The organism is Paraburkholderia sp. SOS3 (assembly GCF_001922345.1).
In the GTDB taxonomy this organism is placed as follows: Bacteria; Pseudomonadota; Gammaproteobacteria; order Burkholderiales; family Burkholderiaceae; genus Paraburkholderia.
This window is the reverse complement of sequence record NZ_CP018812.1, coordinates 716,230-730,834: the sequence shown is the minus strand read 5'-3', so window position 1 is coordinate 730,834 and position 14,605 is coordinate 716,230. Positions and strand designations below refer to the sequence as shown.

The window sequence follows — 14,605 nt, the reverse complement described above, 5'->3', positions numbered from 1 at the left end:
TTTCGCATCGCGTCATTCACGCCAACTTGCGTCCCTTGCTTTCGAGGCGAATCATATTCGCGGCAATCGCCGTCCAATTCCGTTCCGTCCGATCAGGACAAAAGGTTGGCGGAATTGGCAAAGGTGGTTCATCCGCTATCTCGACCTGCCTGCATCCGCACTTGCGAGATCGATGTCGGAAAAAAAAGCCCTTCATGACGCAACGTCATGAAGGGCGAAACATTTGGCCTGCCAAGGACGGGGGAAAGATGGCGGCCAAAGTCGGGAAACGATTATTCGTGTGTCAGCAACGCCATCGCATGCCGCGCTCTTTTCGCCCGTCTGGCATGCGAAACCAATGGAATGACGACGTTTTCGGCCACCGTATGCAACGCCGCCTGTTCGCTGCATCCGTCGAGCAACATCCATAGGCCAGATCGATGCGCAGGCAAACGACGCACGTCGCCAAAGAAAAGCGCAAGGTGCGTCGTCAGACTGCCGATCGACCGCTGCATCGCCCGATCGGCGCCGACGCAGTTCCAGCAAAACGGTCCGCACGACGCGGACGTCGATCTGACGAGATGGATCATCATGTCGAACCCCTCGCCGTCACGATGCAGTGCGATTTCCCACGAGTCTTTACCTCCGGAACGGGGAAGGTCCTGAAGCCAGCCCTCGACCTCGAAGTCGTAGAAGCCCCACAGACGAAGCCCTATGCGCATGGGATTCCGGCTCGAGTCCATCGTGTCTCCGATGCCACCTGAACCGGCTGCTAGTCGATCGTCGCGACGACGCTTTCGCGTTCGTCGAGATAGGCGCGAAAATCGCCCGCGAGCTCCGGGTGACGCAGCGCGAACTCGACGGTCGCCTTCAGGTAACCAAGCTTGCTGCCGCAATCGAAACGCGTGCCGTGATACTTGTACGCGAGCACCTGTTCGTCGTTGAGCAGCGACTGGATCGCGTCGGTCAGCTGCAGTTCGCCCCCGGCGCCCGGCTTCAGCGCACGGATATGTTCGAAGATGCGCGGCTTGAGCACATAGCGGCCGACCACGCCGAGATTCGACGGCGCGACGTCCGGCGCCGGCTTCTCCACGATGCCCGACATCTTGATGATCGCGTCTTCCCATTCCTTGCCGTCGACAATGCCGTACGACTTCGTCTCGTCGCGCGGAATCTCTTCGACGCCGATAACCGAGCTGTGATAGTGGTCGAACACCTCGATCATCTGCTGCATGACGGGCGGCGTGCCGTACAGCAGGTCGTCCGCGAGAATCACCGCGAACGGGTTGTCGCCCACGAGCTTCTCGGCGCACAGCACCGCGTGCCCGAGACCGAGTGCTTCGGGCTGGCGCACGTAGAAGCAGTCGACGTGGCTCGGCTTGATGCTGCGCACGAGCTCGAGCAGCTTCGCCTTGCCGCGCGCTTCGAGTTCCGCTTCGATCTCGTACGACTTGTCGAAGTGGTCTTCGATCGCGCGCTTGCTGCGGCCCGTGACGAAGATCATCTCCGTGATGCCCGCTGCCATCGCTTCTTCCACTGCGTACTGGATCAGCGGCTTGTCGACGATCGGCAGCATTTCCTTCGGGCTTGCCTTGGTGGCCGGGAGAAACCGTGTGCCGAGGCCTGCTACCGGAAAGACCGCTTTGGTAACGTTGAGCATGAGTAATCCATTGCATCCTGTGAATTCGTCGTCCCGTTCCGTACACGATGGCCGGGGCTATCGTCAGCTTCCGCACGACTGGCGCGAAGAGTAGATGAAGCATGGTGAGGCCGCCGCGGCCTGGCCGAAGCGCACCACGTTTTGGCATTTTTGGTAACGTGACCTTTCGCGGCGGATTAAAAATAGTCAGGAAAACGATTCAACGTTCACCCCACGCTCTGGGCCAGCCCGCTGCAAATAGATTGGTTCGGAGCCGACAACGTCTGGTCGAAAAGCGCCGCAAAGCCGTGTTTTGACTTCGCATGCGTAATATCCGGCTGCGCCGTGCGTTAAGGCCACGTCGAAAATCGCTCAACAAGAACCTCTTCGGGCTCACAGATGTTGCTTTCCGTTCAGATATTGCGGGCGATCGCGGCCGTGCTGGTCGTGGTATGTCATGCGGTTCACAAACAGGGTCAACTGTCCGGCGACGGCAGCATATGGGAGTTCGGCGGATCAGGCGTGGACCTGTTCTTCATCATCTCCGGGTTCATCATGTGCCACGTTACCGCGGGCAGACGGACCACGGCTCGCGAGTTTCTTTCGGCGAGATTTCTGCGGATCGTTCCTCTCTACTGGACACTCACACTGGTCGCGCTGGCGGCCTATGTCGCCAATCCGGCGCTCGTCAACAGTAGTGGCGGCGTGACCGACGTGTTCGGTTCATTCGTGCTCGTTCCGACCGGCGCCAAGTTTCTGATCCAGACCGGGTGGACGCTCAGCTACGAATTCTGGTTCTACATCGTGTTCGCCGCTTCACTGCGCTTTGCGCTTCGCGGCAGACTGTTCTTCGTCAGTGCCGTCATGCTTGCGCTGGTCGTGTTGGGCATTGTCGCCCGACCCGCCGATTTCACGGCCCGGTTTCTGACCGATCCGTTGCTGCTCGAGTTCGTCATGGGGATCGGCGCCTACCTGTATCTTCGTAGCACCTTTTGCCGCCCGCTCTGCAATCTGCTTCTTCTGACGGTGGGACTGCTTGCCCTGGTTGGCTTGAGTGCGTTCGATCCACACGTGAATCGCGTGCTGATCTACGGCATACCGTTCATGCTGATCTTCTGCGCGGTCGTCGGCGGCGAATCGGCGATCCGGTCCATTTCGCGCAGCGTCATCGTGCGAGCGTGCTGCGCGCTCGGCGATGCGTCGTATTCGCTGTATCTTTCGCATCCGTTCGCTCTCGCTGCTGCGGGATTCGCGATCCGCCATTTCGGCATCCAGCGTGATGCCGCCGTGTCGGTCGCCTCGCTTTGTCTGGTTGCATCGATCGCGGGCTATGCATGCTATTCGGTTGTGGAGGTCAATCTCAACCGGCATGCAAAAGCCGCGCTGCGACGACTGAGGCGCGTCGCCCAGCCAGTGGATCAACACTTGTAGCAGCCGCTCCAGGCCCAGCCTATGACCATCGTCCAACGCATTGTCGCGCGGCGGCAGGGCGCTCACCCGCTGACAGCAACGCTTGCCACCGGCGTGCTATGCGCAGTCGCGTTCTTCGTCCTTTATACCGAGCGCGCTCATGCACTGACGATCGTATTGAACGCGATGCTGATCGTCGCAATCCTGGCGATCAGGCCACGCAATCAAACGGTTCGCTGGTTCCGGTTTTTTCTCTTTTTCTTTTTCGGCATCTTTCCGCTCTGGCAATTGCTGGCCGGCGACGAGATTTACCTGAAGCTATATCCGCAAGACAGCGCGCCCGTCATCGTTTGGTATCTGCTTTGCATTTTCGGCATCACGCTAGTCAAACTCGTGCTCGACGCAAAGAGCCGTGCGCTCGTCGAACGTCCGGTAAATACCAACCGCACCGCGCAAGCAGGCATTCCTGCCTACCTGTTTGCGGCGCTGTCGCTATGCGCACTGGCATTCATCTATGTGAAACTCGGGGGATATTCACGCATCGCCCAGTTGTACGACACCCGTCTCGAAAGCAACGGCACCGAATATGACCCGTTCCGAGGACTCGGTGTCATCCAGGCATTTGCGAACACGTCTCCGCTGTGGGTGTTCGTCTGCCTGACCGTACGCCGGCGCCGGAACAGGCTTTTGACACTACTCGCTTTCGTGCAGCTCGGCGTTCTGGGGTGGCTTTCCGCCGGTATTGCAGGCAGCCGCCAAGGCATCGTTTTCGTGCTCGTCTTCGCGCTGTTTCTCTATCATGGCTTCGTTCAGCCAATCAGCGCCGCAAAGGCGCGCCTGTTCGGGCTTGGTGTTTTGCTGGCGGGCATTCTGCTCATACCACTGAAGCTAGGCCTTGGTTATTCCGAGCTTGGAAAATTGCCCGAACGTTTCGCGGAGCAACGCGATCTGGAGCTGAGCATGGGGCCCCTGAGTTCGTTTCTGTTCCGCGATCTGTCGCGCTTCGACGTGCAAACGGTCGCAATCAACGAGATCAGCAAACCGGCCTATAGGCTTGCGATGGGTCGAAGTTTCGTCGGCGCACTTGCGTCGATCATTCCCACCGCTGTCTGGCAAGACAAGCCCGACACATTCGCCGAGGAAAAGACCGATATCGTAAAAGCGGTCGAACGCGGCACGCTCGAAAAAACGACACTGCTGTTCGGAATGCCCGGCGAGTTTCTGGTGAACTTCGGCTTCGCAGGGTTTGTGTTGTCGTTCCTGATTCCGGCCTGGCTGCTGGTCATTGTCAACGCGGTCGCCAACGCCTCGAGGCGTTGGACCGCGCTTGCCGCCGTCTTGTGGCCGATGCCGTTCCTTTATTTCCTGTTCGACTCGAACGTGCTTGTTTATTACATGATTCGCTGGGTGCTTCTGTTCGGTATCCCAATTGGCTTTGCGCTGAGGTGGCCGCATGCTGGACAACGCCACGCGAGCCGAACACCACGCGGTGCCCCGTGAGCGTGCCTTCGTGACGACGCGTTTCGTGCGATGACTTGACCGCACCTGCACCGCACCTGCGCAGCATCATGCGCGACTGTAATCGAGTTGTGACACGATTTCCGCCACCGTCAACTGCGGCAACTGTTTCGCGAGCAGCGTTGCGCAAAGCTTCCCTTTTGCCGCAGCTCCAGGCGAGCATGAAAAAGGCCCGCCGGCGGGGGGCACGGCGGGCAAGAATCCCGAAGAAGACGCGCTCGCGGCCGTCCGCTTCGAGTGACCAGGCGCCATTCTAGTGATCGCGATTCCCATGTACATCTGTTTGGCGGACAACGGCAACATATTGTCCAAATGAACAATATCGCGACCCGACTAGCGGCATGCGGGTATGCCGATCGGCATCGACCTTATGCGCGTTATTTCAATAGAGAAGGTGAGTAAAGGAACTGATGCACTCGAGATTTATTTTTTTCGCGCAATCGTTTGCGCGACTGCGTTTTACTTGAATCAATATCGTCGCAGTAGAGTTCGAAACAACTTCATGCCCTTGTATCTGCTTCAGGGTGCGACATTTTTTTGACTCATCACTCCCAGCAGAATATCGATACACATCGAATCCACAATGCATGGAAGTTCGGTGTACATATTGCCTACTGTGTCTCAAGCAGCCAATGTCTTGACCTAATCGGCCATGCAATAACGGCGATAGAACCGTTTGTATAGGATGCGTCGACACAAATAAACACAGAGCGCACCAAAGAGCTCTGGGAGTCGTGATCACTCGGGGAAAACAAATGGAGTTGAATCGGACCGTGCCACATGCTTTGCGGCAAAACATCTCGAAGCTCAACGTAGACCGAACCACGCGCATCGACATTGCCCTTTTTAACGGCTTTGCGTTGCCGGGGATCGCCGCAATCATCGAAGTTTTCCAGAAAGCCAACGCGCTCGTGTCGCCGAGACCGATCGGCCGCTCGCGTTACGACGTTTCTCTATGGTCGGCAGCCGGCGGCCGCATTGCCAGTTCGTCTTCCGTCTTTGTCTGGACCGAGAGCGTCGAGAGTTACCGCGACACCAATGACGTGCATATGCTGTTCGTCGCCGGTGGCACGGGCGCGCAGCAGGCATGCCGGGACGAGCGGCTGCGCGATTGGCTGCGCCGCAGGCATCCGTCCAGCGAAATCGTTCATTCGATTCAGGAAGGCCAGCAGCTCCTCGAGGCGGCGGGCTTCACGAGTCGCGACCAGCCGCTATTCGAAGCAGGACATGAATGGCGCGACGTCTATCCGCGAAGACCGTTTGGCGAGCCGCCGGGGGCCGTCGATACTGCGTTGAGAATCGTGAAGCAAGATCTCGGCGCGGAGCTCGCCCAACTTGTTTCCGAATCGGTCGTACCCGATCACAAGACGCCGTTCGCCTCGCCGATCACCGGTAGAGCGGTGCCGCAGATAAGCGAGAAGATCATGGAATCCGCGCGCTGGCTCGAAGCAAATGTCGACCAGCCGATCTCGATCGACGACGCCGCTCAGGTTGCAGCGATGAGCGAGCGGAACTTCCTGCGACGCTTCAAGAGCGAAATGGGCATCACGCCTTCCGATTACCTGCTGCGCGCGCGTCTGAACATGAGCTGCCGATTGCTCGTGGAATCGCGTCTTCCGGTAGACAAGATCGCGCGCCGCTGCGGCATCGGCAGCGGCGGCCAGTTGGCCAAGCTATTCAGGAAATATCTTTCCACTACGCCGACCGACTACCGGATGGGCCGGGAAGCATCGAGGACCTCCAGCTGAGCGCCGGCCGCGCGCTCGTCCCGGCGAGCGCCATGGCCTCTCCACTAGGCACCGGGCCGCCGATGATTGGCCCGGTAGGCGGTCGGCGTCTTGCCGAGGTGTTTGCGGAACAGCTTCGCGAGCCGCCCTCCGCTGCCGATGCCGCAGCGGCGCGCGATACTGCCGACCGGCAAAGTTGTCTCCGCAAGCATCCGGCACGACATGTCGAGCCTCACGTAAAGCAGATAATCCGACGGCGTCACGCCGAGCTCCGCCTTGAATCGCCGCAGGAAATTGCGCTCGCTCATCTGCGCCATGCGAGCCGCTTCGTCGACGCCCACCTGCAGATGGCCGTTCGCTTCGAGCCAGCGTGCCGACGACTGGATCTTCTCGCTCACGTTGTTCGTCTCGTTGCGGCGGATAATCTCGGCAAACGGGTTGGGAACGAACTGCGCGAGCAGTGTGCTCATTCTGGGCGGCGAGCCGGTGTAAGGCGCGAATCCGGCTGCATCGAGAAGCAGGTGCCCCTCGTCGACCGGAAATACATAGCCCGTCAGCGCGCACGCGCGACGCAACCACGCGAGCAGAACGTCGTCGCGCAACGCATGACTGACGCCCGGGCCGCCGGCGACGAAAAGCGCATGCAGATCATCGAGCTGACGCCCGGTCTCGATGCTTTCGGTCCAGACGAGCACGGCGGATGAACTGGCGATACGCCCTCCGAGGCTCGATAGCAGGTGGACTCTGTAGCAGTCCGGAGTGTGCCGGCCGCGCTCGCTCAGGTCGTTCGCACGCTCGAACGATTCCACGATCCGCGCAATTTCCGGCAGTGAAAAGCCGTCGAATACTGCAATGCCTATAGTTTTCAATTTGTCGTGCCGGGTAGGCTGCATCCGCGCTCTTGCCGCGTCTCCTTAATCAACCCCGTATGCGCCGCGCCGCGCGATAAAGCGCATCGCAACAAGACATTGTGTCCGCCTTGCAACAACAATGTTACGAAAGGCAAAGCCGGCCATCGACACGGTGGCGGATTGACGCCAGGTCTTGACGGTTTGGGTCCAGATCATTCGGTCCGCTTTGACATTGACCGAATCCGACATGCTTTTGGCGCCCGCCTGCAATCTGGATCGTTAGACTATTAAGGATGCCTATATCGGTATGACCGAGCTTTCGTGTCGTTGCCGATGCTACAAATGCCCACCTTTTCACACGCTGCCTCCATGTCGAACGACGAAGACCTGCTGGATGAGATCAGCGACTGGAATCGCACTTATCTCCGCCTTGCGCAGCGGCTGATTCTCGAAGACCGACGCAACGGCACGAGCATATTCGGCTTCTCGGACGAGATGACGACGTTGATCGGCGAACTGACGCCATCCCAGATCGATGCGCTCGCGACATCGGTGGAACTGGTTTGCCAGCTGCATACGGGGCCGGCCTCGATCTTCGCGAGCATCCTGCATTGAAAGTCGCTCGGCTGAGGAGCGCACGACGCTCCCGGCCGCCTATCGTCGCAGCGCCTCGCGGCCCCGCTTCCGAGCCATCAGGCGCTGCATTGCCCGGTGTCGCCAGTCAATACGCGTTACGGTGAATGAAGCCTTTGACTACGGTCGCGGCCACGATTCGCATATCCAGCACCAGCGACCAGTTGCACAGGTAGTAGAGGTCGTATTCGACGCGGCGTTGCATTTTTTCGATCCGGTCGGTTTCGCCGCGATATCCGTTCACCTGCGCCCAGCCTGTGATACCCGGTTTGATCCGGTAGCGGTGGATATATCGGTCGATCAGCTTGCCGTAAAGCTCGTCGTGTTCGATCGCGTGTGGCCGCGGACCTACCACGGACATCTCGCCGCGCAGCACATTGATGAACTGCGGCAACTCGTCGAGACTGGTACGGCGCAGGAATGCGCCGACCCGAGTAATGCGCGGATCCGAGCGCGTCGCCTGCTGCACGACACCCTGCGTCTGTTGATGAACCCGCATCGAGCGGAATTTGTAGATGCGAAATACGCGGCCGTCCGCGCCTTTGCGTTTTTGCCGGAAGAACACGGGGCCCGGGGACGAACACTTGACGGCCACCGCGATCGCTGCAAAGAGCGGCGCCAGCGCAAGCAGCACACCGCATGCGAACACGCGATCGAATAGCGCTTTCTGAGCGAGTGCGGCTGGCGAAAGCGGCGACGCAGCGAGGTTGATGGCCGGCGAGCCGGCTAGTTCGACGAGTCCGCCCTCGAACAACGTCATGCCGCGCACGTCCGGGACGAGACGGATATTAATCAGCTCGTCGCGGAAGGTGTCGAGAAAGCGCAGGATCGTTGCCTGCTCGGAGAGCGGCAGTGCGAGCCATAATTCCTGGATGCCGGCCTTCCGTACATAGTCGACGAATGCGTCAAACTCGGCGAAGACGCGCAACCCCGGCGGCGTACCATGCGCGCGTCCTCGCGAGTCGAACACCGCCGCAGATCGAAAGCCACTGCCCGGCACGGCATCGATCCTGCGCAGCACGTCCTGGCAATGCGCGTTTTCACCGACCAGCGCCACAAGGCGCTGGTTGAGGCCCGCATGACGCAGCCGGCTCAATATCGTATACGCGACCATACGTGTGCCGGCGAGCGCGGCGGCGCCGGCCACGGTCCAGCACCCGAACCACTGGCGCGACACATCGCTTGCATAGTGAAGCGAGAAGATCAGCAGGACGCAGCAAGCCTGTACGCATGTCCATGCGAGCAGAACACGCTTTACAAGCTGTATCGTTGGGCGCCCGCGCCACGATCGATACACGCCGAACGCCGGCATCAACGCTAGCGCGCACGCAATCGAAAACGCGACAAACAGTGCATCGAGCGTCCCTTGCGTGAGAAGGCTGCCGAAGCGCGACTGTGCCGTCAGCTCGGCGATCCCTGCAATCGTCGCGACATCGGCAAGCCTCGCGACGACGCCATTCAGGTCGTTGCGTACCGTTACGCCGCGCTGGAGAATATCGGCCTGCATGGCGCGCTCCTAAGTCCGCACGTGCGCGCTGCTCGAGCGCCGCGCCATCCGCGCGTTGATGTGATTGCAAGTAAAGGCGCACGCGCGCCTTCTTCTGATGGGCCGGATGACCACGCCGTGGACCGCGGCGGCCGGATCCGCGCTAAGCCGACTCACTTCGATACTCCTCGTGACCGTTGCGTCATGCGAATTGACCGGATCGAATCATACTAAGCACGCTTCTTGTCGAAATTGACATGACCGAAAAAAACCATATGTTGGCGGCATGATCCCCGGATGAAATGTATTTCGCTATCCGATGTATCTCAGGAACCCTACGGCTTGTCCTGCGCGGCGGTGTCCTGTTGCGAGCGCGCAGCCGCACGATACTCGCTCGCGGACACGGACAGGCGCCGCCGGAACAGTTTCGCCAGCGCCATGCCGCTGCTGAAGCCGCAACGCCTCGCCACCTTGTCGATCGGCAGTGCAGTGGAGATCAGCAACCTGCACGCGAGCTCGAAACGGGCCTTGAGCAGATAGTCGGACGGAGTCATGCCTATCACCTGCGTGAAGTGCCGCAGCAGGGTCCGCTTACTCATCAGCGCGAATTGGGAAATGTCTGCGACCGTAATCGGTCTGCTGCAGTTCTGTTCGATCCACTCTGCCGCTTCACGCATCTTGTCGCGCCGCATGTCTTCGCTTGGCTCACCGGGAAACGCGAACAGCCGGCGACTCGAATCCGGTATGACTCGCTCACCCACTTCCTGGGCTCGTGGCATTCCAAGGTCGCGACTCACAATCGACAACGCACTGAAGAGCGCGCCACCGGGATCGTAGATGTCATGCAGTTGCGCGGCGACATCCGTATGCCCGGTTGCGCGATGGCCCTGCCGGAATAGCGAGCTAAGCCCGCCTGTTACGTCCGCAGGCGGCACACCCGCCGCCTCGATGAGCGAGCGCCCGTCGGCAACGCCGATGACGAGCGAACCTTTGCGATGCGCTTCCCGGATCGAGCCGAGCAGGCGCGCGTCGCACGTTGCGGCGCTTACGCCGTCTCCCCCGGCGACGAATGCGATGTCTACCGGCGATGATCCGAGGACCTCGCTCCACACTTTCATCCTCGCCGTTCCCCTGACGAGGCCGCCGCTTACGGACAGCACCCGGACCAGATAACGGCGCTCGTTCATGCCGTTGAGTCGGTTCGCGTAATGAAATATCTGATCGATGAGGGCAACGTCCAGCGACGAGAATCCTGGAAAGACCAGAACTGCAATATGCAGCTCCTCGTCGATCCGTTTTCGTCGTCCGAACGCGTGTTTCTGATGCGGACTGCGATGTCCAGCCGATCGCTCAGAAGTCGTGTCGTTCATTTGTAGACTGGCTTGTGCTCGAACTCCGATACGAGCCCGGAGTCTAGCGAGCCGCAGTCTCGACCCACGAGTTCATGGCTGAACTGCACCATGTTTTGGCCGTCGCAGGAACGCTCGCTTCACTTCGGGGTTCGACCGCTTTGGGCGATATCTTTTCCGCCAGCAACGACGACACTACGGCAGGGCGGCCTCGCCGCGTGCCATGCCGCCAACAGCATCGCCGCATGGTCGCCTGCGGTGGGTCTGGTCCGATCTGTACAGGATTTCATCTATGCATCTGTATCGGTACTGTACTGGTTTAGGTCGATAGACTAACGTCGAAACTAACAAGTCACTTTCGTCCCTTGCAACCGGAGACTGCCCATGTCCGTCGAGCTGCTGAGCGCGTTGCCTGCCGGCATTCTGTTCGCGCTCGTCACGAGCATCACGCCCGGCCCCAATAACACGATGCTGCTGGCCTCCGGCGTGAACTTCGGTTTCAGACGCACCGTGCCGCACATTTTCGGTATTAGCGCGGGCGTCGTCGTGTTGATGCTGTCGGTTGGCTTCGGCCTCGGCGCGGTTTTTCAACGGTTTCCACTGCTTTACACGGTGCTCGAAACCGCGAGCGTCGTGTATCTGCTGTATCTCGCATGGAAAATCGGCACGTCTGGCGAAATGCGCGTGCGCGAAGGCGAGCGCCGCCCGATGCGCTTTTACGAAGCGCTGATTTTCCAATGGATCAATCCGAAGGCGTGGATGATGGTGCTAACCGCCGCCACGACGATTCATCTAAGCACCGACTTCGATGTCAACGCATCGATCATGGCGGCCGTGTTCTATGTGATCGGCTTGCCTTGCATCTGCCTGTGGGCGGCTTTCGGCACCGCGGTGCGGCGCTTGCTAGCGAAACCGGGCTGGCTGCGCGCGTTCAACGTCGCGATGGCGGCGCTGCTCGTCGCGTCGCTCTATCCGATTGCGCTGCGCTTTTTCGCGTAAGCAACCCGGCTGGTGCAAGCGCGGCAATTTCGTGTCCGGGCGCACTCGCGCGCGGCGAACCATGGTTCGTTCGCGCGCATCGGCGTGAATGAATGGGTGCATACGCGATTCAGGCGTGCTAGTGTTGCCTCTGCGTACTCGCGTCCGAGGCTTCGGCTTCTGGAGCTTCGTTAGCGACACTTCGCGCTTCCCCGTATTGCATTCGTGTTTGGCAAGCCATGCTAGGTCTACGACATCATCCTTCGCCGCACGACACCGTCACGGTGTTGCTCCGGCGCCTGAGCCGCCAGCATCATCTCGCGGAAAATCAGGGGCTTTTTCTCGCGCGCATTGCAGACCGTGAAGCACCGCCCGCGTCGGACGTTTCCGACCGCGTGCGGGCTGCGCGCGCCACCGTTGAACTGGTCGACCGTCTCGATGAGCAGTCGCGGCTCAACGAATCCGACAAGGAAATTTTAAAGTTCTGGCTGCTTGCGCATACCGCACTCGAGCTACGTGAAATCATGCATGCGTTCGGAGTAGTAGGGCGCGATGAGGCCACGAAGATCACCGCGGCGGCACTGCTCTTGCCGAACTACCTGGTCGAACTCGCGTATTCGGAGAGCAGCAACTTGCAGCGCGCGGGTCTGCTCGCCGCGCGCTCCACGTCCGGTACGCTTTTCGAAGTCGTTCAGCTCAGTGAAAGGCTCGTCTCTCGCGTGCAGCAGTAAGAAGCGGGCTATCGAGTTGAACACGGCATGAGGTTTTGCGATTCCGTGCCCCGGCAACGGCGCTGCCATTGCCGGCGTTTCAATTCTTTTTCGCGTCATCCGTTTTTCATTCGTTACGTTCGGTTCGCCCTCTCTGTGTTCTTGCACACGTTGGAATAAGGCCCTGCCGGCGGACGTCTCAATTGCTGTCGATCACGAAAGAGAGACTGGCAATGAAGTACGTGTTGGCCGTTTATGATGGCTCCGAGGTTTCGTATGGCGGCGTTCTGTTGGCCGCCGAGGTTGCGTCGCGCAACGGCGTCAGGCTGCATGTGCTCTCGGTCGTGCCGCTTCCCAAAATAGGACTCGACATCGCAACGGACAGCGCCATCGCGGCGAGCGTCGATTCCCGTCAGTATTTGCTCGAATCGCTGAAGGCCGACTTCGCGGCGCGCGGACAGGCCGTTCATCTGGCGCTAAAGATCGGCAATCCGGTCGACGAGATCGTTCAATACGCGACCGAGTACAACGTCGGGCAGATTGTGATCGGCTGCGCATTCAAGTCGCTGTTCGAGCGCTGGACCACACGCGCGATTCTGCATCGGCTCGTGCGCCTTGCACCTTGCCCTGTCACGCTTGTCAAAGATAGGGCTACGCCGCGCGGCAGGCGTCCCGCATTTATATCGTAGGGCCGTGGACAGGCGGGTGGTATTCACGCAAGGTCGCAGACCCACCCGCGACATCCAACATCTTGCATGCCTACTTTTATGTAGCTGCTTTGATCGCACTGCATCCAGGTTTGCACGCGTTGCTACTCGACGCATCGTGTCGCGCACGTCGACGACATGCATGGGCACCGATGCGGTGTTCTGGCGATGGCACAATTTCGATTCTCGGCACCGGTGTGCCACACATGTTCATGCGCAACTCTCGCATTGCGCGCATGCCTGGGTTGCCCTGGCATTTTCGCGCTCCCTCATCTTTCCGGATTAAAGACAGTACATTCCCGGAATATCTGATCTGATGACGTGTCCTGACTAGGCGGACCACGTTCGACAGCATCTCAAACGTGTTGCGGCGTATTCGCGCATCTGCCTCTATCCAACGGAAGACGGCAGCTCAATAAGAAGTCTTTATTTACCCGTTTAGCCGGAAAAGGACAAATGGACACTACCTATTCGAAGATTTGCTCGGCGGCCGTTATTACGTTAGCAATGTTTAGCGTCGCTCATGCGGACGAGACGGTCAAGATCGGCGACGTCGCTCCGACAACAGGACAGATTGCGCATCTCGGAAAAGACATTGAAAACGGCGTGCGCCTCGCAATCGAGGAAAGCAACGCAAAGGGACTTACGATCAACGGCCAGAAGGTTACGCTGGTGCTCGACGCGCAAGACGACGCAGCCGACCCGCGTACCGCGACGCAGGTCGCGCAGAAGCTCGTCGATGACAAGGTGATCGGCGTGATAGGCCATCTGAACTCGGGTACGTCGATTCCGGCTTCGAAAATCTATAGCGACGCGGGCATCGTGCAGATCTCGCCTGCCGCGTCGAATCCGAGTTATACGCTACAGGGCTTCAAGACAACGTATCGCGTCGTGGCGACCGACGCGCAGCAAGGTCCAGCGCTCGCAAACTATGCGGCGAAGAGCCTGAAGGTGAAGCGCGTTGCGATCGTCGACGATTCGACCGCTTACGGCCAAGGCCTAGCCAACGAGTTCGAGAAGACTGCGAAGTCTCTGGGCCTCGACGTGCTGTCGCACGATGCGACGAACGACAAGGCCGTCGATTTCCGCGCGATTCTGACGAAGATCAAGGGTGAGAATGCAGACGCGATCATGTACGGCGGCATGGATGCGACGGCCGGCCCGTTCGCGAAGCAGGCGAAGCAGCTCGGCGTGCGCGCGAAGGTGCTGGCAGGCGACGGCGCGTGCAGCGAAAAGCTCGCTGACCTGGCCGGCGATGCGACCGGCAATATCGTGTGCTCGGACATCGGCATGGCGCTTCAGAAAATGCCAGGCGGCAAGGAATTCGAGGCGAAGTACCAGAAGCGCTTTGGTCAGCCGGTCCAGATTTACGCGCCGTTCGCGTATGACGCAACGAACATCCTTATCGATGCGATGAAGCGCGCGAACTCGACCGATCCTGGGAAAATCCTCGCCGCGATGCCGAACACCGACTACAAGGGTGTGATCGGCGAGACGGCGTTCGACTCGAAGGGCGACCTCAAGCACGGCGTCATTTCGCTATACGACTACAAGGGCGGGAAGCGAACGCTGATCACCTCGGTGCAGATGTAACGATCCAGGCGCGAGCGCGGCGCGC

General features: G+C 59.7%; 14 protein-coding genes. 8 read left to right on the top strand and 6 right to left on the bottom strand.

All coding sequences use genetic code 11. From position 1 onward, the window contains the following. Positions 1 to 272: 272 nt before the first annotated feature. Together BTO02_RS23265 and galU are read right to left on the bottom strand one after the other, a co-directional pair. The gene (locus tag BTO02_RS23265; RefSeq protein ID WP_075159587.1) at positions 273 to 701 is read right to left on the bottom strand and encodes a hypothetical protein; all 429 of its coding nucleotides are present in this window, start codon (positions 699 to 701) and stop codon (positions 273 to 275) included. Between the two features lie 50 nt (positions 702 to 751). Continuing rightward, positions 752 to 1,639, bottom strand: a complete 888-nt coding sequence (gene galU, locus BTO02_RS23260) for a UTP--glucose-1-phosphate uridylyltransferase GalU (protein WP_075159586.1) — start codon at positions 1,637 to 1,639, stop codon at positions 752 to 754. A gap of 378 nt (positions 1,640 to 2,017) precedes the next feature. Between galU and BTO02_RS23255 the strand changes: the two genes are divergently transcribed. The 3 genes from BTO02_RS23255 to BTO02_RS23240 all read left to right on the top strand — a co-directional run bounded on the left by BTO02_RS23255 (position 2,018) and on the right by BTO02_RS23240 (position 6,294). Next, on the top strand, positions 2,018 to 3,049 hold the full coding sequence (locus BTO02_RS23255) for an acyltransferase family protein (protein WP_075159585.1): 1,032 nt from the start codon (positions 2,018 to 2,020) through the stop codon (positions 3,047 to 3,049). 21 nt (positions 3,050 to 3,070) lie between these two features. After that, positions 3,071 to 4,528, top strand: a complete 1,458-nt coding sequence (locus tag BTO02_RS23250; protein WP_075159584.1) for a hypothetical protein — start codon at positions 3,071 to 3,073, stop codon at positions 4,526 to 4,528. Positions 4,529 to 5,301: 773 nt separating this feature from the next. Next, positions 5,302 to 6,294, top strand: coding sequence for a GlxA family transcriptional regulator (locus BTO02_RS23240; RefSeq protein ID WP_075159582.1), 993 nt, complete (start codon positions 5,302 to 5,304; stop codon positions 6,292 to 6,294). Between the two features lie 44 nt (positions 6,295 to 6,338). On the opposite strand, the gene BTO02_RS23235 is transcribed toward BTO02_RS23240, so the two are convergent. Further along, positions 6,339 to 7,142: a helix-turn-helix domain-containing protein gene (locus tag BTO02_RS23235; RefSeq protein ID WP_232243638.1), complete on the bottom strand. Its 804-nt coding sequence runs from the start codon at positions 7,140 to 7,142 to the stop codon at positions 6,339 to 6,341. A 45-nt stretch (positions 7,143 to 7,187) separates the two neighbouring features. Next, positions 7,188 to 7,373 (bottom strand): hypothetical protein, encoded by a 186-nt coding sequence (locus BTO02_RS34435; protein ID WP_156883956.1) that lies wholly within the window; start codon positions 7,371 to 7,373, stop codon positions 7,188 to 7,190. 120 nt (positions 7,374 to 7,493) lie between these two features. On the opposite strand from BTO02_RS34435, the gene BTO02_RS23230 reads away from it, so the two are divergent. Further along, positions 7,494 to 7,739, top strand: a complete 246-nt coding sequence (locus tag BTO02_RS23230) for a flagellar transcriptional regulator FlhD (protein ID WP_075159580.1) — start codon at positions 7,494 to 7,496, stop codon at positions 7,737 to 7,739. 106 nt (positions 7,740 to 7,845) lie between these two features. On the opposite strand, the gene BTO02_RS23225 is transcribed toward BTO02_RS23230, so the two are convergent. Together BTO02_RS23225 and BTO02_RS23220 are read right to left on the bottom strand one after the other, a co-directional pair. Beyond that, positions 7,846 to 9,264: an undecaprenyl-phosphate glucose phosphotransferase gene (locus BTO02_RS23225; protein ID WP_075159579.1), complete on the bottom strand. Its 1,419-nt coding sequence runs from the start codon at positions 9,262 to 9,264 to the stop codon at positions 7,846 to 7,848. Between the two features lie 314 nt (positions 9,265 to 9,578). Beyond that, on the bottom strand, positions 9,579 to 10,430 hold the full coding sequence (locus tag BTO02_RS23220) for a helix-turn-helix domain-containing protein (RefSeq protein WP_198039311.1): 852 nt from the start codon (positions 10,428 to 10,430) through the stop codon (positions 9,579 to 9,581). Between the two features lie 546 nt (positions 10,431 to 10,976). Here BTO02_RS23220 and BTO02_RS23215 point away from each other — a divergent pair. The 4 genes from BTO02_RS23215 to BTO02_RS23200 all read left to right on the top strand — a co-directional run bounded on the left by BTO02_RS23215 (position 10,977) and on the right by BTO02_RS23200 (position 14,580). Next, positions 10,977 to 11,591, top strand: a complete 615-nt coding sequence (locus tag BTO02_RS23215) for a LysE family translocator (RefSeq protein WP_075159577.1) — start codon at positions 10,977 to 10,979, stop codon at positions 11,589 to 11,591. Positions 11,592 to 11,809: 218 nt separating this feature from the next. After that, a complete protein-coding gene (locus BTO02_RS23210; protein ID WP_075159576.1) occupies positions 11,810 to 12,301 on the top strand; it encodes a hypothetical protein in 492 nt (163 codons plus the stop codon). 212 nt (positions 12,302 to 12,513) lie between these two features. Beyond that, positions 12,514 to 12,969: a universal stress protein gene (locus tag BTO02_RS23205; protein ID WP_075159575.1), complete on the top strand. Its 456-nt coding sequence runs from the start codon at positions 12,514 to 12,516 to the stop codon at positions 12,967 to 12,969. A gap of 525 nt (positions 12,970 to 13,494) precedes the next feature. Beyond that, positions 13,495 to 14,580 carry a branched-chain amino acid ABC transporter substrate-binding protein gene (locus BTO02_RS23200; RefSeq protein ID WP_442953521.1) on the top strand — a complete coding sequence of 362 codons (1,086 nt, stop codon included), beginning with the start codon at positions 13,495 to 13,497 and terminating at the stop codon, positions 14,578 to 14,580. The last annotated feature ends 25 nt before the right edge of the window (positions 14,581 to 14,605 follow it).

Excerpts from the sequence above, each read along its gene's own strand:
- BTO02_RS23265 (WP_075159587.1), bottom strand. The coding sequence starts at position 701 with ATGCGCATAGGGCTTCGTCTGTGGGGCTTCTACGACTTCGAGGTCGAG.
- galU (WP_075159586.1), bottom strand. The coding sequence starts at position 1,639 with ATGCTCAACGTTACCAAAGCGGTCTTTCCGGTAGCAGGCCTCGGCACA.
- BTO02_RS23255 (WP_075159585.1), top strand. The coding sequence starts at position 2,018 with ATGTTGCTTTCCGTTCAGATATTGCGGGCGATCGCGGCCGTGCTGGTC.
- BTO02_RS23250 (WP_075159584.1), top strand. The coding sequence starts at position 3,071 with ATGACCATCGTCCAACGCATTGTCGCGCGGCGGCAGGGCGCTCACCCG.
- BTO02_RS23240 (WP_075159582.1), top strand. The coding sequence starts at position 5,302 with ATGGAGTTGAATCGGACCGTGCCACATGCTTTGCGGCAAAACATCTCG.
- BTO02_RS34435 (WP_156883956.1), bottom strand. The coding sequence starts at position 7,373 with ATGTCGGATTCGGTCAATGTCAAAGCGGACCGAATGATCTGGACCCAA.
- BTO02_RS23230 (WP_075159580.1), top strand. The coding sequence starts at position 7,494 with ATGTCGAACGACGAAGACCTGCTGGATGAGATCAGCGACTGGAATCGC.
- BTO02_RS23225 (WP_075159579.1), bottom strand. The coding sequence starts at position 9,264 with ATGCAGGCCGATATTCTCCAGCGCGGCGTAACGGTACGCAACGACCTG.
- BTO02_RS23220 (WP_198039311.1), bottom strand. The coding sequence starts at position 10,430 with ATGAACGAGCGCCGTTATCTGGTCCGGGTGCTGTCCGTAAGCGGCGGC.
- BTO02_RS23215 (WP_075159577.1), top strand. The coding sequence starts at position 10,977 with ATGTCCGTCGAGCTGCTGAGCGCGTTGCCTGCCGGCATTCTGTTCGCG.
- BTO02_RS23210 (WP_075159576.1), top strand. The coding sequence starts at position 11,810 with ATGCTAGGTCTACGACATCATCCTTCGCCGCACGACACCGTCACGGTG.
- BTO02_RS23205 (WP_075159575.1), top strand. The coding sequence starts at position 12,514 with ATGAAGTACGTGTTGGCCGTTTATGATGGCTCCGAGGTTTCGTATGGC.
- BTO02_RS23200 (WP_442953521.1), top strand. The coding sequence starts at position 13,495 with ATGTTTAGCGTCGCTCATGCGGACGAGACGGTCAAGATCGGCGACGTC.